19 protein-coding genes are annotated in these 23604 nt (G+C 51.8%); 8 read left to right on the forward strand and 11 right to left on the reverse strand.

All coding sequences use genetic code 11. The features are described 5' to 3' along the window. Nucleotides 1-20: 20 nt before the first annotated feature. The 7 genes from N1689_RS15000 to N1689_RS15030 all read right to left on the reverse strand — a co-directional run bounded on the left by N1689_RS15000 (nt 21) and on the right by N1689_RS15030 (nt 4149). Complete coding sequence (locus N1689_RS15000; RefSeq protein WP_260059385.1) at nt 21-2015, reverse strand: replication endonuclease; 1995 nt, start codon at nt 2013-2015, stop codon at nt 21-23. An 88-nt stretch (nt 2016-2103) separates the two neighbouring features. Next, nucleotides 2104-2343, reverse strand: a complete 240-nt coding sequence (locus N1689_RS15005; protein WP_143991422.1) for a DUF2732 family protein — start codon at nt 2341-2343, stop codon at nt 2104-2106. Between the two features lie 73 nt (nt 2344-2416). After that, on the reverse strand, nt 2417-2845 hold the full coding sequence (locus N1689_RS15010) for a hypothetical protein (protein ID WP_246760932.1): 429 nt from the start codon (nt 2843-2845) through the stop codon (nt 2417-2419). Between the two features lie 9 nt (nt 2846-2854). Further along, on the reverse strand, nt 2855-3247 hold the full coding sequence (locus N1689_RS15015; protein WP_246760930.1) for a hypothetical protein: 393 nt from the start codon (nt 3245-3247) through the stop codon (nt 2855-2857). After that, entirely contained in the window at nt 3231-3383 is a 153-nt protein-coding gene (locus N1689_RS15020) for a phage filamentation protein Fil family protein (RefSeq protein ID WP_182687419.1), read from the reverse strand. The genes N1689_RS15015 and N1689_RS15020 overlap by 17 nt, the downstream gene beginning before the upstream one ends. A 7-nt stretch (nt 3384-3390) precedes the next feature. Continuing rightward, on the reverse strand, nt 3391-3897 hold the full coding sequence (locus tag N1689_RS15025) for a phage regulatory CII family protein (RefSeq protein WP_260059313.1): 507 nt from the start codon (nt 3895-3897) through the stop codon (nt 3391-3393). 30 nt (nt 3898-3927) lie between these two features. Beyond that, a complete protein-coding gene (locus N1689_RS15030) occupies nt 3928-4149 on the reverse strand; it encodes a regulator (protein ID WP_246760926.1) in 222 nt (73 codons plus the stop codon). A gap of 136 nt (nt 4150-4285) precedes the next feature. Here N1689_RS15030 and N1689_RS15035 point away from each other — a divergent pair, with 136 nt between their 5' ends. From N1689_RS15035 to N1689_RS15060, 6 genes are all read left to right on the forward strand, one after another. Continuing rightward, nucleotides 4286-4870 carry a phage repressor protein CI gene (locus N1689_RS15035; protein WP_260059314.1) on the forward strand — a complete coding sequence of 195 codons (585 nt, stop codon included), beginning with the start codon at nt 4286-4288 and terminating at the stop codon, nt 4868-4870. Between the two features lie 50 nt (nt 4871-4920). Further along, entirely contained in the window at nt 4921-6030 is a 1110-nt protein-coding gene (locus N1689_RS15040) for a hypothetical protein (protein WP_260059315.1), read from the forward strand. Continuing rightward, entirely contained in the window at nt 6027-6347 is a 321-nt protein-coding gene (locus N1689_RS15045) for an STAS-like domain-containing protein (protein ID WP_246760922.1), read from the forward strand. The genes N1689_RS15040 and N1689_RS15045 overlap by 4 nt, the downstream gene beginning before the upstream one ends. Beyond that, nucleotides 6344-6802: a hypothetical protein gene (locus N1689_RS15050; protein ID WP_260059316.1), complete on the forward strand. Its 459-nt coding sequence runs from the start codon at nt 6344-6346 to the stop codon at nt 6800-6802. The genes N1689_RS15045 and N1689_RS15050 overlap by 4 nt, the downstream gene beginning before the upstream one ends. Before the next feature lies 1 nt (nt 6803). Beyond that, nucleotides 6804-7865 (forward strand): tyrosine-type recombinase/integrase, encoded by a 1062-nt coding sequence (locus N1689_RS15055; protein WP_260059317.1) that lies wholly within the window; start codon nt 6804-6806, stop codon nt 7863-7865. A gap of 726 nt (nt 7866-8591) precedes the next feature. Beyond that, on the forward strand, nt 8592-8864 hold the full coding sequence (locus N1689_RS15060) for a hypothetical protein (protein ID WP_260059318.1): 273 nt from the start codon (nt 8592-8594) through the stop codon (nt 8862-8864). A gap of 118 nt (nt 8865-8982) precedes the next feature. Here the strand turns inward: N1689_RS15060 and N1689_RS15065 are convergent, their stop codons facing one another. Beyond that, nucleotides 8983-9138 carry a YnfU family zinc-binding protein gene (locus N1689_RS15065; protein WP_216844881.1) on the reverse strand — a complete coding sequence of 52 codons (156 nt, stop codon included), beginning with the start codon at nt 9136-9138 and terminating at the stop codon, nt 8983-8985. A gap of 307 nt (nt 9139-9445) precedes the next feature. On the opposite strand from N1689_RS15065, the gene N1689_RS15070 reads away from it, so the two are divergent. Together N1689_RS15070 and ddlA are read left to right on the forward strand one after the other, a co-directional pair. Continuing rightward, nucleotides 9446-18031 (forward strand): GH36-type glycosyl hydrolase domain-containing protein, encoded by an 8586-nt coding sequence (locus N1689_RS15070; protein ID WP_405038946.1) that lies wholly within the window; start codon nt 9446-9448, stop codon nt 18029-18031. Between the two features lie 225 nt (nt 18032-18256). Further along, nucleotides 18257-19354 carry a D-alanine--D-alanine ligase gene (ddlA, locus tag N1689_RS15075; RefSeq protein ID WP_222924960.1) on the forward strand — a complete coding sequence of 366 codons (1098 nt, stop codon included), beginning with the start codon at nt 18257-18259 and terminating at the stop codon, nt 19352-19354. A gap of 20 nt (nt 19355-19374) precedes the next feature. Here ddlA and N1689_RS15080 read toward each other — a convergent pair whose 3' ends face one another. The 3 genes from N1689_RS15080 to N1689_RS15090 all read right to left on the reverse strand — a co-directional run bounded on the left by N1689_RS15080 (nt 19375) and on the right by N1689_RS15090 (nt 23173). Next, nucleotides 19375-20796 carry a diguanylate cyclase gene (locus N1689_RS15080; protein ID WP_260059320.1) on the reverse strand — a complete coding sequence of 474 codons (1422 nt, stop codon included), beginning with the start codon at nt 20794-20796 and terminating at the stop codon, nt 19375-19377. 269 nt (nt 20797-21065) lie between these two features. Beyond that, the gene (locus N1689_RS15085) at nt 21066-22541 is read right to left on the reverse strand and encodes a SulP family inorganic anion transporter (RefSeq protein WP_161735332.1); all 1476 of its coding nucleotides are present in this window, start codon (nt 22539-22541) and stop codon (nt 21066-21068) included. Beyond that, nucleotides 22538-23173, reverse strand: coding sequence for a carbonic anhydrase (locus N1689_RS15090; RefSeq protein ID WP_260059321.1), 636 nt, complete (start codon nt 23171-23173; stop codon nt 22538-22540). The genes N1689_RS15085 and N1689_RS15090 overlap by 4 nt, the downstream gene beginning before the upstream one ends. Nucleotides 23174-23604 lie beyond the last annotated feature (431 nt).

Here is a 23604-nt window from a genome sequence, read left to right on the forward strand (position 1 = left end):
ACATGCGCTAACACCTTGAATTAGCCCGAAGACCAGCCCGGCCAGCACTCGTTTTCATTGGTATCAGCAACGTCTATTAACCGCTCCGCCTGATACTTCACAAGACCATGCCCCCTGAAAGAGATCGCCGCCCCGGTTAAGAGTCGGTCAATTTCTTCATCACTGCCCTCAAACCCCCTGCCTTTCAGCTCCACTTCTAACCTGCGGCGCTTCGGCCCCGTACAGTTATTGACAGAACTCCAAGGGGCGGCGTTGCCGCCAGAAAAGCCAGCCTCCGCTGACGCTTCGGCCAGTTTGGCGACCTTTTCCCACTTAACCAGACGTGTTGGCACTTCCGAACCGGCAGCACGCGGACAATAAACCCCCTGCACCCGCTGAACGTCTTCACCGTACTCATTACCGCATTCGGTGATTTCATAAGCCAGACGCACAACCAGATCGCACCGGGCAACGAGCGGACCGCCCTGCGCCTGCGTGTATGCAGCCCAGTCAACAGCCACGCTTGCAGATGCCAGAACCGCATCCATTTCCGGCTGCTCAATCTGCTGGTCACCAAGCCTGCGCAGTTCACGCCACACCGTCACCGGCGCACCGCCAATCTGCTGAAACTGACGGATACGCCAGCGTGATGCCCAGGCTGAAACGGGTTTTGCCATTTCACGCGCGTTACCGCCAGTTTCACCGTCGCTTTCTTCATCAAGCGCATAGCCGTCGATGTTTTTAGAAATATATTTTGCGATATAGCCCGTTGCGCTGCCTTTGGTGGGATCAATTGGCTCAACATGAAAACGTGCTTTTAACGCTTTTTCTGTGTTCAGTTCTTCACTGTCAGCAATCCGCGCGTGGTAACACATAATGTCCCGCACTTCGTCAACGTGTTCTGGACGCATGAAAAGCAGCATGTGCCAGTGTGGCGTTCCATCGTGATGCGGTTCCACAACGCGGAAGCCGAAAACGTGAATACCGGCACGGGACAGCGCAGCCCGGATTTTAGCCCAGACAGAACAGAGATATTTTTGAGTGTCGCGCGGGTTTGCACCGTTCCACTGTGAAACGAATCCCCCTTTACTGTGTACGGCGTGAAAACGTGACGGCGCAGTAATCGTGTAAAAATCACCGGCATAACCTTCATGATTGGCGATATCTTCAAACCCGCGCATACGCGCCATTAGCTCACAGCGGCGAATAGCCGGATTAGCATTGCTGCGGTTGACCATATCGGCCAGCGCAATGCGATCACCATCCTCATTAACCAGATCAAACTTTTTGAAAAACTCGCGGTTACGCTTTTTCTGTTCTGCCCACTCTCCGAGTGTTCCGCGTGAAACGTAGGGACTTGCAGCCTTCTGGACCTGCCCCACGGCAATAGCCATATGCTCGCGGTGCAGATCACGACGACGCTGCAGACGAACCCTCCACCATTCAGGTGACATCATGCGCAGAATAGCGCTTTCAGCGTGGCGACGTTTAATCCTGCCTGTCTTTTTAACTGACAGCCAGAAAGGCGGTGTAGTACCGCATTTCAGTGCTTCCTGCGCCAGAAATACATAACCCTGAGCCGTGCGCTGCTTCAGCTCGTCTTCATCAGGTTTATCATCGGGCGCGGTCATTTCAGCCCAGGAGTGAAAAGCCTCGCCTAAGTGACTGGCAATGTTATAAGCAAGATCACGCACACGGTCCCGGTCATAGCCCGGCAGATCATCAAGGTTATCTTTGAAAGGTGAAGGCATACCGGTTGAGTAATCACGCTGCCACGCTGCGTTAACAAGTTTCAGACGTGGCAATACGCTCTTACCGATGGTGTTGCGTAAGAACGTATTGGCACGGCGGCGACCGCCTTTAGGTGACTTTAGAAGTGTTTCATATCGCTGGCCAAAATATCCGGACAGGTAATCCGGAATATTGTGCAGGTACTGGCTGCGCCACTCATGATCGGTTGAATCACAGTGCCAGAGTTTAAGCTCTGTGTGAGTGATGCCCTGCGGTGCTCCAGGCGAAAAGAACTCACGCCGCATTTTATTTACGGCGTGATACTGACCATTGAGGCTTACAGATTCAGCCAGATTCACGCTAGTCCCCGCACGGCAATAATAAATGGTGGTTTCACTGCCATAGCGCACCGCCTTTACCGTCAATGGCTTCAGCTTCCTGCCGGATCAGTTCAACAATCTCAACAGCAGACAGCCCTTTATTTGCTGCGTGCGTAGCGAGACGATCAAGGCGGCCAGACAGCTTAGTTGCCATATCTTTGCCACCTTCAACATGCGCCTGCTTGCACAGCTCCTGTACCAATTCAGTGCTGCCGGCCGCTTCTTTTTTTAAATCCTGACGGGTCATTCTCATGGCGTTTTCTCCAATTAAGAGCGCACGAATCCCCGGCTATCCGATAGAAAGCCGAAAATCGTGCGGCGGGTTATTAGCGTTTAAGCAGCGAATTAAGAATTGAGGAACGGAAGGACTTCATCTGCATCTGTGATTGGTTAGGGGATGACAACAGATGCAATTCATAAGATACGCTCCACCATGACCGGATAAGCGCCACAACGGGCGATGCTCCGAGGAAGCCAGCTGCAAAGTAAATCGCGCGGATTGCGCTTACTGCTTCTGTCTGCTGCGTGTGGGTTTCTGCCTCGCGAAACGCACGACACCAGAAAGCAGAACTTACCAGCAGCCACTGTATTTTGTCGTCCAAGTGGATCGTGTCATTGAAGACGAAAGACCTGAGTGCAACAGTGCTGCCTTCGGCGTCGCATTTGCTGATGAAGAACTCTGCATAATCCGGGTTAACGCCCCAGTCGCGGAAATCTTCAAGCAGCCCTTTTTTTTCTACGGTGATGATGTTCATAACATTTCCTCAGTGGGCACGATTGTCAGCGGGTTTACGCAGCTGCTGCCGCGCCTTTATCAGTTCATGTACTGGTGTACCCGGTACAGTGGGCACTGATCGCGCCGCGCTCAGCACGCTCGGTGATGGTTTCTTTTCCTGTTGAAACGCCAGCGGCCCCAGCCCCTTGAACATTTCAACCATGCATTTCAGACGCTGCAGGCCGCGCTTAATCTGGTGTAACTCGTGGTCAGTGAACTGGCTCCATGAATAACGACAATGACGCGCCTTTAAGCCTGCGGCGTGCAGAATAATTCCGCGCTGATGTTCGCTAAGCCGCTCCCATATGCTGTACGCCTGTGTGCTATGACCAGAAACCATCTGGCGCAGCACCCCCAGCCATTTTTCATCGTTTGCATTCATGCTTTGCCTCATGATTTTTACGGGTAAAAGCAGGATTCCAGCGCTGCCCGTTTGGCAGCTGGATGGTGCCGTGGCCATACGCAGGCAGCTGCTTCGATGGCGACTGGCGCTTTAGCAGATTCACGAATACGAACATGTTCACCTCATGCAACGATGCCAGGCATTGAGGCGCTTACCACATCAACGGCAGCAGCCAACACCGGCACGGTTTGAAAACGACTTTCAACGGAATAGACGAGTAAAGACAGGCTGCGGATAGCATCACTGGCTCTGTTAAGAATCTGATTGCGGCGTGCAACGGTCATCTTTTCCGTTGAAACCGCTTCCCCAGCGATTACCCCGACACTGGCCACAGCAGTTAATGCGCAAAACTGCATGTTTTCAGGTTTGGCGTTGTTAACCGGCACAGAAGGCTGACAATTAATCTGACGTAGGAAACCGTCAAGAATGGTTGGGTCTTCAGTTAGATCGATGATCGCCAGCAACTCAGGTAATGTCAGTTGGTGCGACTGGTCAGGATTCAGCTTGTTTCGCAGTGTGGCCGGTTGCATTCCTACTTTTTTTGCCAGGTCTGTAACGTTATGTGCCAGCGAAAACTGGCGGCAGGCATCATCAAGATGGTTTCGTACTGAAACTTTATAATCGTACATGATTCGCACCTTACGAATTGTTAGCCTGAACTACGCTTGAAGCGAAATTCTGCATTCGCTTAAAGCTTCAACGGTAAGAGCGGCCATGTTCACTTCTACGCGTGAACGAGGCTTATCACCTTTACTACGGATTGGAAGGCGGCCATCGCGGATCATGTCTCGTGCAGTGCCCATCGCCGTACCTGTTAGGCGGCAGTATTCATCAAGAGGAAGGTAAGGTGTGGGAATGGTGATTGTAATATTAGGACGCATAAGGCAAACTCCCCGATTCGGCTGAATGCTGTAACATTCAGTGATATTCAACATTTAGCAAACTACGGAGAGACTCTAATTAGATTTATGCAAATTTGCAATACCATTTTGCAAAAAACTAATCGAGCGAAAGTCGATGAGCAAATTCCCGTTTGAACAAGCTGGTCATAGTAGTGATGTGCTAGACCGCATTACCGAGGCCTATGGCTTCGCTCAGAAACTTCAACTGGCTGACCATTTTGATATGGCTGCAAGTAGTTTATCCGCACGCTTTAAGCGTGGGACGTTCCCGGCTGATATGGTTGTTAGATGTGCTGCTGAAACTGGCGCCTCCCTAGAGTGGCTGACGACCGGACACGGCAAAAAGTTTGACAATGACGAAACAGACATCATGAAGTTTGCAAGGAAGAAACTTGTGGATGGCCAATTGTTTGATTCCGGCTATGTTTTGTTCGATAAAGCCTTCTTTCGGCCTGGCGTTCCATTGCCATCAGATCCCTTCTGTTTGATAGATGATAAACACCAGTACATCATTGATCGCAAATATGAAGAGGTGTTCGATGGTGAATGGCTAGTAAATATTGAAGGTAAAGTCAGCATCAGGAATCTTGTGCGCATTCCAATTAAAAAAGTGCGCGTAAGTGGCGTGGGAATGGCCTTTGATTGCAGCATAGATGATATTAATGTTTTGGGTCGAGTAGTATTGAGCATCACGAGCTAAATATTTTCAACACAGTGATTTAGAAAATGTTCTCCTCAAGGAAATGAAAAATGAAATTGATTGAAAAAAGGAATGACCCATCAATTTTAAGAGCAGCTCTGAAACGCGGCTTAAGAAAAACCATTTCTAATTACAATAAAAATAGAAAAACAAAAAAAGCAAGAAATGGAAATAAGTATGAAACCGGAAGGGTTAAAATAGTAGCCCCATCGGTTTTAGATTTATCAAAGATAAATTATCGTGACACATTTGTTGATTTCATACAAAAAATTAAAGACGCTGCCAAAAAAGGGCGAATCAGCAAAATAGCTCAAGTTCATTTATGCTTCAGAGAAACAAAAATGGTCACTGCTTCTGGCGGATTATATCTGCTTGCAAATTTGGAGCGTCTCAACTCTGAAGCACCATATGTGAAATATAGTGTTACTCGTCCTCCAGCGACACGTATTAACCAGAACGATAAAAATCGGTATCCTGTAGTGGATAGCGTTATGAACTGGCTTGGAATCTATGCTGCGTTGGGGAAGGTAAAGAGAGAAATGAGACAGTTGCCTATGGTCGACTGCTGGGAAGCTACTCGAGGCTCACAGGTTTTAAGTGCAAAAGTTGGCGAGCTTTTAGAGAAAGTAACAGAAAGCACTGGGCAAAATCATCAAGCACTCTATCGCCCATTAGTTGAAGCAATGTCTAACTCGGTTGAGCATGCCTATAGGCCAGATCTCTATCACGGAAGTGTGCCTAAGACCAAGTGGTGGTGTATTGCAACAATTATGAACAACAAGCTGATAGCTTTGGTGTGTGATTTAGGATTAGGAATTTCAAAAACGCTTCCTAAAACTCAAAGCTCGACGTTTTTCTCAAGGATAACTGAGTACATAGGACATGCGCTAACTAGTGATAGTGATTTCATAAGAGCTTCATTACAGTTGAAAAAATCTGCAACTAAGCTGGATTATAGAGGTAAAGGCGGGCCAGATTTACAATCAGTCATTGAGAAAATTCCCAATGCGAAACTGGCAGTCTATTCGAACAGGGGCTCTTACTCCTACACTAACAGAGGGAAAGCTAAACCTGAGACATGGTTCGATCATAAACTATCAATAAATGGAACCATAGTTGAGTGTAGCTTAGACTTACCTATTCAAGGAAAAAAATCATGAAAATCATCGAAGTAAAGAAATTTTCGAAGTATCCAGGACCTAGATATAAAAAGTTAGGTGACTATAGTGGCGAGGAATTTCGCGATGATATTCTCGCACCCGCTCTGAAAGAGGGAGACGTTGCTGTTGATTTCGACGGCGTTTATGGATACGGCTCATCGTTCCTTGAGGAGGCTTTTGGAGGTTTAGTGAGAAAAGGTATTGCCACTCAAAGGATGGTTTTTCTTAAGGATCATCTTAAGTGTGAAGATGACCCTTCGATTGTGGTTGAGGTTAAGAAGTACATTAGCGAGGCATTATCAGGGCGCACCTCATGACACCCGAGCAACCTATAGAGTGGTTTAAGTGGGTACCCTTCTTTTCATTGCTGGCAACTATTGCAGGCTGGATAATTTCTTCCTATCTTGCCAGCCGCAACACTTCGCGTCATGCGTCAAATGCGGAGCTTAATCGGCTAATTGATTCGCTTTATAAGGGCCTTGACGAAATCTATGATCAAATGCTTGATTTGGTTACAAAAGAATATGACGACCACGAAAAAACCGTTTCTTATCATAAGTTTGTTAGCATGGTTCAAAATGTAAGGTTTATTTGTAACGCAATAGTCAAAATGGATGATGGTCAACAAAAAGCTGATAGTTTGGTCGCCGAACTCAGACAAGCTTGCACAGACGATAAAAAGTACTCACCGAAGATGATTGGTATCGCTTTACCAGAAATCAGAGACATCCAAGAAAGAATTAAGAATAATTTCAACAAAAAGTTTAATTAAATTGTCAATTAAGAAGCAAAGTAACGGTAAATGGCTTTTAGATTTTTATCCTGAGGGAAAACCTAAAGGCAAAGCGAGCAAGCGAATCCGCAAATCATTCGCAACTAAAGGCGAGGCCATAAGTTACGAGAATTACATCATGGAGAGTCTTGCGTCTAAACCTTGGCTAGAAGGTAAAGAAGACAGACGCAAGCTTTTCGACTTAGTGCAGACATGGTATGACGAGCACGGTATAACACTGGATGACGGAGAAAAGCGACTAAGGTCAATGGAATTCGCCTGTCAAAACATGGGAAGCCCGCTCGCACATGAATTTACCTCAACAATGTTTTCAATTTATAGAAAAAAAAGAATGTCTGGTGAAATAGCCAGAACCCAGCGAGTAAAGAAAATATCGCCCCGCACAATGAATCTTGAGTTAGCTTATTTCCGCGCCGTATTTAACGAGTTAAAACGCTTGGGTCATTGGAAACAAGATAATCCTTTAGAGATGCTTCGCCCTTTTAAATCTGAGGAGTCGGAACTCGCTTATTTGGAAGATTTAGAAATAACTCGTTTGTTGGCAGAATGTAAAAATAGCCGTAACCCCCACGTTTACCATGTTGCGCATATTTGCTTAGTCACTGGTGCAAGATGGGATGAAGCTGAATCTCTGACCACAAAACAAATCAGAAATCTGAAAATTAGCTTTATTAAAACTAAAGGTAATCGCAATAGAACAGTGCCAATATCCCAGACAGTATATGACAGTATTCCAAAGCCTGAGACCGCTGGGCGCTACTTTGACACTTGTTACTCTGCGTTTCGCAGCGCGGTAAAACGTGCAGAACTTGATCTCCCTGATGGCCAGCTGTCTCACGTCCTGAGGCACACTTTTGCGTCTCACTTTATGATGAACGGAGGGAACATTTTAGTACTTCAACGCATACTGGGACACACTGACATCAAAATGACTATGCGTTATGCACATTTTGCTCCCAGCCATTTGCAAGAGGCAACGACACTAAACCCAATGGCCAAAATCGCCCCCTTTTTGTCCCCCCAGGACTCAGAAGTACAATAACATTCAATAGCATTCGTTTTTAACTTTTCATAAAAATCAGTAAGTTATTGATTTACAATGAATGAACATCGTTCTCATAATCGCTTGGTCGCTGGTTCAAACCCAGCAGGGGCCACCAAATTTTAGCTGTAAAATCAGCAGATTAAAGCCACCTTTCACGGTGATTTTTTTTATCCTTCAAATCTCACTTCCTTGTTTCTCTCTTCCTATAAAAATCTGAAATTTTTCTGTTAAGCCACCGACAGCTAACCCGGCAGGCCGGAAATCTGCTGATTGATGTCCGACTTCATCAGATGGAAAGTTCGGCCTTTCGCGAACTCAACAGGCGGCGTGGTGATGCCTTAGTGCGCATAGCCCAACTGGTCGGGGCCGTGCCAGGTAAGCTACGTCAGGGAGATGAAGGCTTCAGTATATTGCCGCGTCAGCCGTTTCACCTCTCCCTCACCCTTTCCCTGATTAACCTCACACTCTCATATCCACTATTTTCCCTGTAAAAGACGCCACTCATGCTCACTCTGATAACCCGACGGATACCCCGGAGTCACTTTTTAACTCTGCAGAGGGTATATCAGATTATTTTCATAAACCCGCTATATTTACGGATATGAACAAATGCAGTCAAAACGGGCCAATTGAAATCTGCACAACGTGTGCGCTGAGCTCAGATTAACAATGCTGCAGATTAATTTATTGAACAGAAGATTATGAATAGATTAGAGGTTTATCATGAAAAGTTCATCGAGTGCTGAACTCTGCTGCCGGGTAATTCGTGGAAGAACCATCATGCCGCTGGAGAAATTTGCGTTGTATCAAGTCGAATTTGAAAATGGCAGATTTTCTGTGTTACGCATTAACAACCTCCTGTCGCTTCAGGAAGGCGATATTATTTCAAGAGTTAATGACGTGTGGTCTGCAGGATCAGATATCATTCAACTTTCACCATTCGAATTTCTCGACCAGGGTGAATCAAAGCGTTATTTCACCGATTATGAAAGATAATGCAGAGTTATCAGCACATTGAAATACATGTTACGAAGATATTGCCTCAATGAGGGATAAGGTTAAACAGTATAACTTGCTGATGCCTGGTGATCACAACATAAAAAGACGACGGACTTTATATAACATACAATGACTTACAGTGAGGGCATAAAACTGCCTGTCCTTTATTCTTTTTAGCTACAGACTGTCTGGAAAACTTTTTACACACCGGACACTGTGTATTGGTTTCGCTGCTGTGTAGCGCGTCGAAGAGAAAGCTCAACCAGGTCATGTCGTTATCCTCTGAAATGTTGCCATCAGCGTAACACAGTGGAGGTAAATTAATTTTTTTATCTGTCGGCTATGATGTTAAAAAGGGCTAAGGTGAGGAGAAGGCAGCTGTTTATTTTTTTAACGTTATTTAATCGCCATAAAAGAACGTCAGCCGGATAATCAGGATAGCTACGAATAACGCAAACAGGACTATAATCAATACCATCTACACCTTTTTATCACCTCCAGCCCTTCTTTTGGCTCCTTTTTTGTCATCCTTTCTTTTTTTCCGGATCCAGCTGCTGCGCAAGCGCAAGGAAATGAGTGTGAAAATAAAACTGACGACGTGGTTCAGCCGGGAAAGTGAATTATCCGATGAGCATTTTCCTTTGTTCCCGACAGAAGGTATTTATCAGGCCCATCGGCCAGATGTTTTTTCGGCTGAACAAATGGATAACTACGGCGAAAAATTAGCGAAAACGCATAATCTGTCGGGTGGGAAATGGTCCTACCGACTGTTGCAGCAGCTGGCAGATAATGAACAGTCATTGACGCGCAGCGCAGAAATCCTGAGTGAAGGCGATAAGCGCAGCCAGACACCAGCGGCCGTCTGGATACTCGATAATTTTTACATCATTGAAGAGCAGATCCGCCTGGTCCGGCACCTGTTACCGGCCAAATTCGGTAAAGGATTGCCCATGCTGGAGGAGTCGGCCCATTACCTTCGCATCCAGGCTATCGCCGAGGAGATGATTAAGCACAGTGATGGCCGCCTGGAAACCAGCGTTCTACATCCTTTTATCGCTGCCTACCAGCGTGTTACGCCCCTGCTGCTCGGCGAACTGTGGGCCCTGCCTGCCATGTTACGTTTTGCGCTTATCAACAATCTGTCCCGGATTGCGGATGACGTGGCCAGGGTACATCAGGAACGTAATAAAGCGGAGCAGTGGATCAGCGATATCCTATCCACTGCCGCCGAAGATGCGTCAAAAGTTATTCTGCTCATCGCTGATATGGCCCGCCAGAACCCGCAGGTTTCCGGCGCTTTCGTCGCTGAACTTGAACGGCGATTAAGTGGCCAGAACAATACCCTGGCGTTAACCTGGGTTGAACAACAGCTGGAAATTACCGGCCGGAAAACCTCGGAAGTCATTGAGCAGTTCAACCGGCAGCTGGCCCTGAGTCAGCTCTCTGTCAGCAACACTATTACCGGCCTGCGGCAACTCGGCGAAATTGACTGGCAGGCCTTTGTCGAATCCGTCAGCCTGGTTGAGAAAGTCCTGCAGCAGGATCCCACCGGGACATACCCGCTGATGCATTTTGACAGTCGTGATGACTACCGCCATGTGATTGAACGTCTGGCACGACACAGTCGGTTTGATGAACGTGAAGTCGCCCAGGCTGTGCTGACGCTGGCCAGCCAGCCTGATCTTCCCCTGCGTCAGCAGCATGTCGGCTATTACCTGCTGGATAAAGGATTTCAGCAACTGGAACAGCAGCTTGACGTTAAGGTGACGTGGCTGAACAAGAGCCGGCAGCATCTGAGCCAGACTCCTTTACTCTCCTGGTTAGGCAGCCTTTTACTGCTGACAACCGCGTTTACCGCCGAGATGCTCTACAGCACCCATCAGGCGGGCATGGCATCTTTACTGTGGTTGCTGGTGCTGCCCGCCATCATTGTCAGCAGCCAGTTAGCCTTACAGTTGCTGAGTGAGTTAACCACCCGCAGCCGCCATCCCCTTCCCCTGCCACGACTCGATTATGCTCAGGCGATACCAGAGCATGACCGTACACTGGTGGTTATCCCCTGTTTGCTCAGCAGCAATGAGGGCACAGACGCCCTGTTACGCTCTCTGGAAATCTGCTATCTCGGTAACGCCCTGGCGAATATCAGTTTTGCGTTACTGACCGACTTTACCGATAGCGCCGAACAGGACCATCATCATGACGCCGCGCTTATCCGTTACGCCGTGCTGAAAACGGAAGCCCTGAATCGGCGCTACAGCGGGGGTAAATCGGACATTGCGCTATTCTCCCTGTTACACCGTGACCGCACCCATAATATTTCTCAGGGCGTCTGGATGGGGTATGAACGCAAGCGCGGTAAGATCCATGCCCTGAATCGCTGGCTTCAGGGTGAAGAAAACGCCTTCAGCGTCACGGTAGGTGCCACGCAGACGCAACTGCACAGCGTTAAATATGTGATTACTCTCGACAGCGACACAATACTGCCGCGTGAGACAGCGCATAAGCTGATTGGCGTCATGGCCCACCCGCTCAATGCGCCGGTGTTCGACGATGTCAAAAATCGGGTAGTTGAAGGCTATGCCATCCTGCAGCCTCGTCTGGCTGAAGAGATACCAGTTAACGGTCAGAGCCGCTATGCCCGGCTGTGCAGCAGCATTCCGGGGAATGATGCTTACTCCTCACTCTCATCCGATATTTATCAGGATCTGTTTGGTGAAGGCTCATTTGTCGGCAAGGGTATTTACGATGTCGCTGTCTTTAGCCGGGCGATACGCAATACCTGTCCGGAAAATCTGGTGCTGAGCCATGACCTGCTGGAGGGATGCTATGCCCGCTCCGGTGTGGTCAGTAACGTCGTCCTGTATGAACAATATCCGGATAGTTACCTGAGTGATGTTGCCCGACGATTTCGCTGGGTGCGGGGCGACTGGCAGCTCCTGAACTGGCTACGGCTGCAGGTGCGGCAGGAAGATTGCAGCCGTCAAAAAAACCCACTCAGTGCGCTTTCCCGCTGGAAATTAACAGACAATCTGCGCCGCAGCCTGGTAGCACCTGCCCTGCTGATGCTGGTGTTTATGCTGTGCACGATAGTACCAAACCCGATATTCTGGGTCGGATGCATCATGCTCTTTCTGCTGCTTCCGGGACTGCCAGCGTTGGTGATCGATGGGGTGACGAAAAGTAAAACGCGTACCTGGCGACAGCATTTATCCATGCTGGTCACCGATGCCTTTAACCGCCTCTCCCGCGCTGGCCTGGCGCTGGCCATCCTGCCTCACGAGAGTTACTGGTCGCTGAAGGCGATTATCGTGACCTTATGGCGCCTGACTATCAGCCATCGCTACCTGAACGAGTGGAAAAGCGCTTCATCACAGAAACCTGTCGAGCCTGATGTGCGCCACTTCTACCGCTGCATGTGGATTAATCCGGTAGTAGGCGCGGTTCTGGTATTCCTGACCAGCCTGAGCATGCCGTCGATGACGCATGTTGCACTGGCGCTCGCTTTATTGTGGGCGGTCGCCCCCGCGTTACTGAGCCGCATGAGCCAGCCTAAACGCGCTCAGCCAGGCAGCCTTTCAGCGGAACAGCGCATCTTTTTGCGTCGCACCGCGCGTAAAACCTGGGCCTGGTTTAACGAATTTGCCAGCAGTGACAACAACCATTTGCCGCCGGATAATCTGCAGGAGATTCCGGAGTCGCGGGTGGCCCACCGGACGTCACCGACCAACATTGGCCTGTCGCTGCTGGCAAACCTGACGGCCTGGGATTTTGGTTATATCAGCCAGAATCGGGTCATCAGCCGGACGCTCGACACCCTCGATACTCTTGACCGAATGGAGCATTTCAGAGGACATCTTTATAACTGGTATGACACCCAGACGTTAAAACCGCTGAACCCACGCTACGTCTCAACGGTAGACAGCGGTAATATGGCGGCTCACCTTGTAACCCTTCAGGCTGGCCTGGCGCAGTGGAAATACCAGCCGGTGATGTCTCTTCCCTGTATCCTGGAAGGTCTCTCCGATACCTTCTCACTGCTTAAAGACCAACTGAGCGACACCCGCAGCGACATTGTGGAAAAAATCGATGCGCAATTAAGCCTGATGCAGCACGCTTCGCCCGCCGATTTTCACGCCGGGATGCAGGCTCTGCTGGCGTTAAGCGTGGTGGCAGAACAGACTTATCTTCCGACAACACGGGTAAACTGGCCGGCGCTTTTCCACCAGCAGCTGGTCGATTTTACTCAGGAGTGGTCCCTCCTTTTCAGCTGGGTTAGCCCGGATGCGCCACTGCCTGCCGACATTCCGTCATTGCTGTGGCTCGCTGAGTTGAACCTGAACCGCCCCGGACTCCCGGAAAAACAGGCAGAGGCGGTGATATGGGCCGCCCGCGAACGTATGGCTGCCCTGCTGGAGCTGGACAGCCGCCTTAACGATCACGCCAGTATGGACTTCCGCTTTCTCTATTATCCAGCCACGTCTTTACTCAGCGTGGGCTATAACATGGACAGCGGTCTGCTGGACGCCAGCAAATATGACCTTTTCCCTTCAGAAGTCCGCCTGACGCACTACTTTGCTATCTCCACCAGTCAGCTTCCGGCTAAGAGCTGGTTTGTGCTGGGTCGCTTATTTACTCAGCTGAATAACCAGCCCGCCGTGATGTCATGGAGCGGCTCAATGTTTGAATACCTGATGCCGCACCTGGTCATGCCGGTTTACCCCGACACGCTACTGGAAAAGATGGCGTTATCGGCGGTCAGGCAACAGATTGCCTCGGGTAACAGCACCGATACGCCCTGGGGCGTTTCGGAATCGGGTTACGCTGCGTTTGACGTCAATCATAACTACCAGTATCGGGCATTTGGCACGCCAGAACTGGGTCTGAAACGCGGCCTGAATGACAATCATGTTGTTGCGCCCTATGCGACGCTGCTGGCGCTGATGGTGCTGCCGCAGGAGGCGACGGCTAATCTGATAAGACTTAAAAAAATGGGTGCCAGCGGTGACTACGGTTATTACGAAGCGCTGGATTTCACCGCGGACCGACTGGCTCCCGGTCAGCCATTTTCGATCGTCAAATCGTATATGGCCCATCATCAGGCGATGGGATTGCTTGCACTCTCTCACCAGCTGCTGGATGCGCCAATGGTCGCGCGCTTTATGGCCAGCGCACTGTTTCAGTCTTCGCGTTTGCTGCTTCAGGAAAAAGTGCCTGATGATATTGAGCTCTATACCCCACGCCGCAGTTTTGTCGAAAACAGTGACCCTAAACAACAGCGCAGCATTACCGACCAGCGAGAATTCAGTGGTTCAGATCCGCACCAGCCACAACTGCAGCTGCTTTCAAACGCAGATTATCACCTGATGGTGACGCACTCGGGGACGGGCTACAGCCAGTGGAAGGGGCTGGCACTCACCCGCTGGCGTGCGGATAGCACCAGCAACAACTACGGAACGTTCTGCTACGTTACCGATCAGCAATCCGCCGAAGTGATTGCTCACAGCTATCAGCCGACCTGCTGCGAGCGTCCGCATTATAAAACCCGTTTTACTGATGCCGGGATTGAGTTTGACGCTTCAGGCACCACCTTCAGCATTCACACGCATATCGTGGTCTCCCCGGAAGATGATGTGGAGATCAGACGCATCACGGTCACTAACCGTTCCCGTCAGACCCGCCCGTTCGATATCACCAGCTACACCGAAGTGGTACTGGCACCAGCAGCCAGCGATATGGCCCACCCTGCGTTCAGTAATCTGTTCGTCCAGACTGAGATCGTTGACAGGCTGGAAGCGATCCTGGCTCACCGACGGCCACGTGAAGAGAAAGAAGTGACGGCATGGATGTTTCACGCGATGGCGATACATGGCAATACCGGCCGCCAGACCTCTTTTGAAACCGACCGGGCTGGTTTTCTCGGGCGTGGCAGGATACCAGCCGATGCTCAGGCGCTGATGCCGGGCAGTGAATTAACAGGTCAGCAGGGAGCGGTGTTAGATCCCGTGTTATCAATTCGCCAGTCAGTGACGTTAAAAGCGGGAGAGGCCGTCACCATCGATATGCTTTACGGTGTGACACTTCAGCGTGAAACAACTATTGCGCTGATTGAGAAGTACCGTAACCACATTAGCGCCGATCGGGTGTTTGAACTGGCGTGGTCCCACAGTCAGGTCGCCTTGCGTCAGTTGAATATCCGCACCGAAGATACCAGTCTGTTTAATCAGCTGGCCAGTGCCGTACTGTTTTCCAGCGCCGAAATGCGTGGCGAATCAGACGCGCTGATGCAGAACCGGCTGGGCCAGGAGTCATTGTGGCGTCATGCAATTTCGGGTGATCTGCCGATTCTTCTGGTTCGGATAGAAAACATTAATCAGCTCGACCTGGTCACCACCCTCATTCAGGCGCATCAGTACTGGCGACAAAAAGGGCTGATGGTCGATCTGCTCATCCTGAACAGCGACCAGGGCGGCTACCAGCAGAATCTGTTCAATCAGCTCACGACTCTGATCCCTGCCGGAGACGAACGACAGCAGGCAGACAAACCTGGCGGCATCTTTATCCGCAAAAGCGAAAGTTTTTCCGCTGACGATCTGCAATTGTTGCTGAGCGTCGCGGCGGTCGTGCTGGAAGGCCGAAACGGCAGCCTCGCCGATCAACTCAGCACGCTGTTAAAACCGGTGCGCACCCCGCCTGCTTTTGCGTTTCCATCGGTCAGTAAGACGCCGCAGCCTGCAGCCGTCACCTTTTCGCCGGAGCGGTTGCAGTTTTTTAATGGCACTGGTGGCTTCAACGAGGACGGCAGCGAATATCACATCATTCTTTCCGACCAGCAACAGACACCTGCGCCGTGGTGCAATGTGCTGGCCAACAGCCAGTCTGGCACCGTCATTTCCGAGAGTGGCCAGGGCTATAGCTGGTATGAAAACGCGCATGAATATCGCCTGACGCCCTGGCATAATGACCCCGTCAGTGACAGCTCTGGCGAAGCGCTTTATCTGCGTGATGAAGAGACGGGTGATGTCTGGTCGCCCACGCCGCTTCCGGTTCGCGGCAAGGGGGATTATCTGACCCGTCATGGCTTCGGTTACAGCACGTTTGAACACACGGAGTATGGCATCAGCAGCACGCTGACGGTGTTCGTGGCAGAGGAGGCGCCGGTCAGACTTTCCCTGCTGACGCTGAGTAACCTCTCTGGCAAAACGCGTAATCTGTCGATTACCGGATACGTCGAATGGGTTCTGGGTGAGCTGGCGAGCCGCTCCGCAAGGCATGTGGTGACGTCCCCTGCCGCTATTGCCACAGGCAGCGCGGTTCTGGCCAGAAACTTTTATAACAGCACAGGCTCTGCGCGGACCGCTTTTTTTGCCGTCACAGGAACCCGGATTGCGCACAGCGGCAACCGGCTTGAGTGTCTGGGTCGTAACGGCACCACACGGCAGCCCGCGATGATGAATGTTCGTGGTCTGTCAGGTAACACCGGGGCAGGAATGGATCCCTGCGCCGCGCTGCAAACGCTGACGACACTGATTGACGGCGACAGCCGCAGTTTTGTTTTTGCCCTCGGCGTCGGGGAAGATGAGGGTGCAGTGACCGCGCTGATGCAGCAGTTCCTCTCCACCGGGGAGGCTCAGAACGAGCTGACCAGGGTTAAACAGCACTGGCACCAGCTACTGACTAAAGTGCAAATCCAGACACCGGCAACGGAGGTCGATTTACTGGCAAACGGCTGGCTGCTGTACCAGACGCTGGCCAGCCGTTTGCTGGCGCGCAGCGGATATTACCAATCCGGTGGTGCCTTTGGCTTCCGCGATCAGTTGCAGGATACGCTGGCGCTGACCCACGCAGCCCCGCAGCGCCTGCGCGATCAGCTGTTGTTGTGTGCATCCCGCCAGTTTATCGAGGGAGATGTACAGCACTGGTGGCATCCGCCTGCTGGCCGTGGCGTCAGAACCCGCTGCTCCGACGACTACCTGTGGTTGCCCTATGCGCTGTGCCGCTATGTGCAGGCAACCGATGATATTGCGCTGCTGTCACAGCCCGTCAGCTACCTTGAAGGTCGCCTGCTGGCAGAGGACGAAGAGTCTGTCTATGAGCTTCCGGGCGTCAGTAAGATTAATGAAACGCTATGGCTGCACTGCGTTCGCGCGATTAACCACGCCCTTAATTTCGGTCAGCACGGCCTCCCGCTGATGGGCTCCGGGGACTGGAACGATGGTATGAGTACCGTCGGGATTGCCGGCAAGGGTGAAAGCGTCTGGCTCGGCTTCTTCCTCTATACGGTTCTGGACCGCTTTGCCGCGCTGGCTGTGCGGTTCGGCGATACCGATACCGCCCGGCACTGTCAGGACAATGCGCAGGCGCTCAAAACCGCGCTTAACCATGCGGCCTGGGATGGTGAATGGTATCTGCGCGGCTTTTTTGACAGTGGTCAGACGCTCGGTTCACATGCTGACAGTGAGTGCCGGATAGACGCCATTGCCCAGAGCTGGTCGGTACTCTCTGGCGCAGGCGAGGACGCCAGATGCCGGTCAGCGATGGCGGCACTTTATCAGCATCTGGTTGATAAGGATAACCGGCTGATTAAATTGCTTACTCCGCCTTTCGATGGCGCAGGGCCAAATCCGGGCTACATTCGCGGTTATTTACCGGGCGTCAGGGAAAATGGCGGTCAGTACACCCATGGGGCTCTGTGGGCGATTATGGCCTTTGCGGCGATGGGTGAAACAGAGCGCGCCTGGTCCCTACTCTCAATGATTAATCCGGTTAATCATAGTGGCAATCAACAGGATATGGCGATCTACAAAGCGGAACCTTATGTGATGGCTGCGGATGTGTATGCAGCCGAAGGCCACAGCGGGCGAGGCGGCTGGACCTGGTATACCGGTTCATCAGGCTGGGCCTATCAGCTTATCAGTGAGAGTCTGCTTGGGATAATCCGGCGCGGCAACGCGCTGTCTGTCCGGCCACAGCTTCCCGCTGAATGGTCAGAGATAAAAATTGTCTACCGTGAGGGGGAAGGGATCTACAACATCCGGGTTACTCGCGGTGGCAGCACCTATCAGCTGTGGCTGGATGGCAAACGGTGTGACGGCGACGAAATAGCGCTGGAAAGCCATAGCCAGGAACATCAGGTTGAAGTCTGGCTGGGCTCTGCGTCAGATTAAGTTAAACCAGACACCCCGCCTGCATCAGGTTAAAGAGGAGATTAAGTGGCCTTTGCGAGCGGGCCGTTGAGCTGCCACCCGCGCCGCTACGGGCAGCTCAACGACAGCGATCGGGTGAATGGCGAGGGTTAATCACCTGCTCACAATTATCTCTCGCCCCACCCTGTTTTCCCGCGCAAACCCCATGCTATCTTGTGGTTTTGATTTTTTCAGTGGGCAAAATTGATGACAAAGTTGCGGGTAGGGATCGTGTTTGGCGGCAAATCGGCTGAGCATGAGGTGTCGTTGCAGTCGGCCAAAAATATCCTTGAGGCGATCGACAAAACCAGGTTTGACGTGGTGTTGCTGGGCATCGATAAGCAGGGACACTGGCGTCTTAACGATGCGTCAAACTTCTTACTTAACGCAGAAAATCCGGCGCTAATCGCGCTGAATCACGCCGCTGAAGATGTGGCGCTGGTGCCCGGCACGACTCAGCAGCAGATCATCACCCGCCACAACGCCCATCCGCTGTCGCAGATCGACGTTATCTTCCCTATCGTGCACGGTACGCTGGGTGAAGATGGCTCTCTGCAGGGCCTGCTGCGCATGGCCTCGTTACCCTTCGTCGGTTCCGACGTGCTGGGTTCTGCGGTCAGCATGGACAAGGATTTTACCAAACGCCTGCTGCGTGATGCCGGCCTCAACGTCGCGCCATGGCTGAGCATTACTCAGGCACAACGCGCCCTCCTGGATGCAGAGGCAGTCATTGCCCGCTTTGGCCTGCCGCTGTTTATCAAACCCGCCAACCAGGGGTCATCAGTCGGCGTCAGCAAAGTGGATAGCATGGAAGAATTTGATGCGGCGCTGGCGCTGGCCTTCTCTTTTGACCGCAAGGTGCTGATTGAACAGGGTATCAAAGGCCGGGAGATCGAGTGCGCGGTGCTCGGTAACGATGCGCCGGAAGCCAGCCCGTGTGGCGAAGTGGTGGTGCATGACGCTTTCTACTCTTATGACACTAAATATATCTCTGAAAGTGGTGCGCAGACGGTGGTTCCGGCAGCCATTGCAGCGGAAACCAGCGATGCAATCCGTGACGTCGCCATCAAAGCCTTCTCCGCGCTGGAGTGCTTTGGCATGGCGCGCGTCGATGTGTTCCTGACCGATGACGGCGAGATTATCGTCAATGAAGTGAATACCCTGCCCGGCTTCACCAATATCAGCATGTATCCGAAACTGTGGCAGGCGGCCGGACTCAGTTATCAGGATTTGATCAGCCGTCTGATCGACCTGGCGATTGAACGCCATCAGCAGGCCAGCACCCTGAAAAGCAGCGTCAGTTGATCGAACCCGGTGACGTGGCGTTATGCCACGTCGCTGGTAATCGTGCGGTAGTTAACCGGCGAAGTCTGATTACGGCCATTGCGCTTCGACAGATAGAGATTTTTATCCGCCGCAGAGATTAGCCGGTTGATCACGCGGTGCCATTCCGTCGCCTCATCGGCACTGCCATGGGCCAGCCCCAGGCTGACGGTCACCGTAGCCGTGCTACCCTGCAACCAGAACTTCTCTTTCGCCATCTTCTGCCGGATTGCCTCCGCCAGAAAATAGAGCTTTTCCGCGTTCTGGTCGAACAGCACCACCACAAATTCCTCTCCGCCAAAGCGACAGATGCGCCCCGCTTTACCCACCACGCACTGCATCCGGCGGGCGATCTCTTCCAGCACGCTGTCACCCGCATCGTGACCAAAATTGTCATTGATGGCCTTGAAGTAATCGACATCCAGCAGGATCACGCCCACTTTACGGTCCGGGAAAATCGGCTCCGCACGCAGGCTTTCATATAAACCGGAACGTGACAGCAGGCGGGTCAGGAAATCGTAATTCGCGCGCAGCGCCAGACGCTGATTAAGCTGGCGGATTGCATCCATGCTTGCAGCCACGATCAGCGGACTAATTGCGATGGTTGCCACACCCAGTCGCGCAGAGGTCAGATGGCTGAGCGGCAACAGATTATCGTCGCCCTGAATGTTCATCACACCATGAGAGACCAGAATGATTTCAGTAATACCGGTCAGCAGGATCACCAGGCTGGTCAGCGGCATCGGCAACACAATGGCGCACCAGACCAGCGCCGGAACTGGCAGCGTCAGGCTGCCCGCGCCGCCCATCATCGCGCCGATCATCAGCGAAACCATCACGGCGATGACCGGTGCCAGCTTGCGGAACTGCAGAAACTGGCGGGGCGACAGCGACGACCAGTCGCGCGTCAGCAAAAAGGGCAGCAGCATCAGCCCGGTTGATAACTGCTCACTGAACCAGTCACCCCATGCCACCGCCAGTCCGGCATCAAAATCAGCCTGCTGTGCCAGCGCTCCCCAGCTGGCACAGGCCAGCGCGGCCAGCAGACAGGCAGGAAAAATACGCAGCGCACTGGTAATACGCTCGCTGCCGGAGTCATGCTGAAGATGCTTTACCAGCAGCGTGGCGGCCACCAGCACAAACAGAATATTCGCCAGGTTGAGGGTAAATGCAGAAAGCGCCCAGCCGGAAAATACGGTGTCGTTAAACACCATCGCGGCAAAGATGGCCAGGTAAGAGCGGGTCTGATGCAGAAAAGGATTACGGACGATAACGCCAGTGACGATCGCGTTGACCGGCCAGAAAAGAGACAGCTCCTGGGGGAAACGCAGGTGTCCGCCGATAAAGCAAAACAGCAGCGTGATTAAAAACAGCAAAAATGCGTTCTTCTTAGCGTTGTGCTCTTCAAACAGCTGTATGCGCATACATCCGGACCTTGTCGCAGAGAGGCTGGCTGTCCACGCCAGCCTGAACAGGCGCGTGGTGTCAGAATGATTAAATCCTGAATACCCTCAATCTCATCCGGCGATAAAGCCTCATTTCGTGGGATGATTCAGGAAAGTTATCCTGCAGTGGCTAACCCCATCCGATGACAGCAGAAATTGGGAACTTATTATGCCTCGCAAATAAAAAAATCGGATATCCGAGATATCCGATTTTTTCCTTTTAAACCCCTTTACCGTTGCGCTAAGCGCTATTTTACCGCAACCGGCCACTGACTCAGGCGAATGCCGCGTTTATCGGCGTTATCACCAAAATCTTTCAGCACCGCTTTAACGTCCGGATCGATATATTCCGCATTGTCGTTATCGACGATAACCACGCTGTTCTCCGGGATCTCATCCAGCAATCCCTGCAACTTTGGATTGTGCATAAAGGTCAGGTTCTGCTGGAAGCGCAGCACGTAATGGTCATCATAACGGGTAAGCTGCAGCGCGTTGCGATGGCTCTTATAGATGCTGTAGAGGATTTGTGTGGCGATGCCGATGCCAATACCAACCAGCATACCCAGCGTGATAATGCCGACGATGGTGGCCAGAAACGGCACGTACTGCTGTGCGCCCATCCGGAACTGCTCAACAAACAGTTTAGGTGTCGCCAGCTTATAACCGGTATAGAGCAGTACGGCAGCCAGGCTGGCCAGCGGAATGGCATTCAGCATCTCACTGAACCACATGCCACAAATCAGCAGCAGCACGCCGTGAATGAAGATCGAGAGCTTCGTCTGCGCGCCCGCACTGACGTTGACCGAGCTACGTACAATCACTGCCGTTATCGGCATCGCCCCAAGAAAACCCGCCGCCAGGTTACCGATACCCTGCGCGAACATCTCTTTATTGGGCGACGGCGCGGGCGTCTGAGGGCGCAGTTTTTTCAGCGCCTCCTGACTCAGCAGCGTTTCCAGACTGGCAACCAGTGCCAGAGTCACCGCCACTACCCAGACCTGCGGATTCTGCCAGGCCATCCAGTCGGGCGTTTCCAGTTCAGCCATCAGTGCGGAAACGCTGTCAAACGCAGGCAACGAAATGCGCGCCAGCCCCTGCGTCATTTCAGGGAAGAGCCGCCCTCCTGCTACCGTCGCCAGACAGCCGATCAGTACCGCAATCAGCGGGCCAGGGATCCAGGCGAGCGCTTTGATCCGTTTCACCGGCGCGGTCGTCCAGAGACAGAGAATGGCCAGGCCGACACCCGCCACCGCTATCGCTGGCAGCGAGAAAGTCATCTGGCCGGTCACCAGTGACACCAGCTCTGCATCACCAGCGGCGCCCAGCGCCACCGGAATCTGCTGCATAATCAGCAGCAGGCCAATCGCCGCCAGCATTCCTTTGATGACACTACCCGGCACCAGCGAAATAAACCGTCCGGCGCGCAGCAGGCCAAACAGGCATTGCAGTGCCCCGGCGATAATCAGCGCAGTGAGAAAAGCAGAGAAGCTGCCCAGTGAAGCCATCGAGGCGACGACAATAGTGACAAGCCCCGCCGCCGGGCCACTCACGGCAAACCGGGATGGGCTTAGTGACGTCACCACCAGACCGCCAATCACACCGGTCAGCAGACCGGCAAACGGAGGTAATCCGCTAGCCTGTGCGATGCCAAGGCAGAGCGGCAAGGCGACCAGGAAAACCACCAGACCCGCAGGAATATCGCGACGCAGGGTATCGAGGTTCATAATGAAGGCTCCTCTGCAGATTGATGAATCAGCTCTTTGAGATGGCCGGAGCGCAGGTCATAAACACAACCAAACACCTCCAGTTCCTGGCCCGATTGCCAGATTTGCCGGACCGGTTCAGATTTCACCAGCCGGGCGAATTGCGCCTGAACGTTGGCCTCAACCAGCCGATCGAGCTGTTCACCCGGCGGCGCGTCTGAGAGGGGAATGTCTGTCAGACCCGCCTGAATATCATTACGCAGGGTCTGAATGCGTCTCGCCAGTGCGCTCTCCTGACCGTCCAGCACACTGCCCGGCAGATTTTGCGCGGCTTCTACGCCGCCGCAGCCATAGTGACCACTTAATACAATGCGTTTAACGCCGAGAAAGAAGAGTGCGTATTGCAGCACGCTCAGTAAATTGTCATCGTCCTCAATCACCATGTTGGCGATATTGCGATGCACAAAGAGTTCGCCGGGATGGGAGCCGGTTAAGACTTCTGCCGGAACGCGACTATCAGAGCAGCCAATCCAGAGTGAGTGTGGCTTTTGCTGATGAAGGAATTTGTTAAAATAATCCGGATTACGCTGGCGGCGCTGTAAGGCCCAACTGCGATTTTTCGCTAATAAGGGTTTAAGTGTCGTCACAATCATCTTCTCTCTACTACCGGGATGTCGCATCCTGGCTAACCACAAAGTGTATCGGCTCACAAATAAAGCGTGAGCCGCCAGGTTAATAAGAACTGAGTCACAGAAAAAGGTTATAGACGCTAACTAATTTCAATGCACGCGTAATATTTCACAGCGATTTAACAATGCCGCTATTGTCAACTAACAGTCAGTAAAGGTCAGGGTTAAGTAAATTTAATTCAGCAGCAGGAATGTGGGCAAATAAACCAACCACCTTATTAAGGCAATAAAATCAAACAGATAAAATAGTAATAAAAATAAACTAAAGTTACTGATGACAAATAAATACAATTAATAAATGAGGGGATATTCACTGCCATACCAACCGGTGGGCTTTTTTCCAGGAATACTCTTAATTAAAAAACTAACCATTAGCACAATCCACCGGCTTAATT

This window comes from Pantoea sp. XY16, from assembly GCF_025153065.1.
GTDB lineage: Bacteria > Pseudomonadota > Gammaproteobacteria > Enterobacterales > Enterobacteriaceae > Pantoea > Pantoea alfalfae.

What these genes read in the sequence shown, in the direction of transcription:
- N1689_RS15000 (WP_260059385.1), bottom strand. Translation starts at nt 2,015, where the DNA reads ATGCGGCGTGAGTTCTTTTCGCCTGGAGCACCGCAGGGCATCACTCAC.
- N1689_RS15005 (WP_143991422.1), bottom strand. Translation starts at nt 2,343, where the DNA reads ATGAGAATGACCCGTCAGGATTTAAAAAAAGAAGCGGCCGGCAGCACT.
- N1689_RS15010 (WP_246760932.1), bottom strand. Translation starts at nt 2,845, where the DNA reads ATGAACATCATCACCGTAGAAAAAAAAGGGCTGCTTGAAGATTTCCGC.
- N1689_RS15015 (WP_246760930.1), bottom strand. Translation starts at nt 3,247, where the DNA reads ATGAATGCAAACGATGAAAAATGGCTGGGGGTGCTGCGCCAGATGGTT.
- N1689_RS15020 (WP_182687419.1), bottom strand. Translation starts at nt 3,383, where the DNA reads ATGTTCGTATTCGTGAATCTGCTAAAGCGCCAGTCGCCATCGAAGCAG.
- N1689_RS15025 (WP_260059313.1), bottom strand. Translation starts at nt 3,897, where the DNA reads ATGTACGATTATAAAGTTTCAGTACGAAACCATCTTGATGATGCCTGC.
- N1689_RS15030 (WP_246760926.1), bottom strand. Translation starts at nt 4,149, where the DNA reads ATGCGTCCTAATATTACAATCACCATTCCCACACCTTACCTTCCTCTT.
- N1689_RS15035 (WP_260059314.1), top strand. Translation starts at nt 4,286, where the DNA reads ATGAGCAAATTCCCGTTTGAACAAGCTGGTCATAGTAGTGATGTGCTA.
- N1689_RS15040 (WP_260059315.1), top strand. Translation starts at nt 4,921, where the DNA reads ATGAAATTGATTGAAAAAAGGAATGACCCATCAATTTTAAGAGCAGCT.
- N1689_RS15045 (WP_246760922.1), top strand. Translation starts at nt 6,027, where the DNA reads ATGAAAATCATCGAAGTAAAGAAATTTTCGAAGTATCCAGGACCTAGA.
- N1689_RS15050 (WP_260059316.1), top strand. Translation starts at nt 6,344, where the DNA reads ATGACACCCGAGCAACCTATAGAGTGGTTTAAGTGGGTACCCTTCTTT.
- N1689_RS15060 (WP_260059318.1), top strand. Translation starts at nt 8,592, where the DNA reads ATGAAAAGTTCATCGAGTGCTGAACTCTGCTGCCGGGTAATTCGTGGA.
- N1689_RS15065 (WP_216844881.1), bottom strand. Translation starts at nt 9,138, where the DNA reads ATGACCTGGTTGAGCTTTCTCTTCGACGCGCTACACAGCAGCGAAACC.
- ddlA (WP_222924960.1), top strand. Translation starts at nt 18,257, where the DNA reads ATGACAAAGTTGCGGGTAGGGATCGTGTTTGGCGGCAAATCGGCTGAG.
- N1689_RS15080 (WP_260059320.1), bottom strand. Translation starts at nt 20,796, where the DNA reads ATGCGCATACAGCTGTTTGAAGAGCACAACGCTAAGAAGAACGCATTT.
- N1689_RS15085 (WP_161735332.1), bottom strand. Translation starts at nt 22,541, where the DNA reads ATGAACCTCGATACCCTGCGTCGCGATATTCCTGCGGGTCTGGTGGTT.
- N1689_RS15090 (WP_260059321.1), bottom strand. Translation starts at nt 23,173, where the DNA reads ATGATTGTGACGACACTTAAACCCTTATTAGCGAAAAATCGCAGTTGG.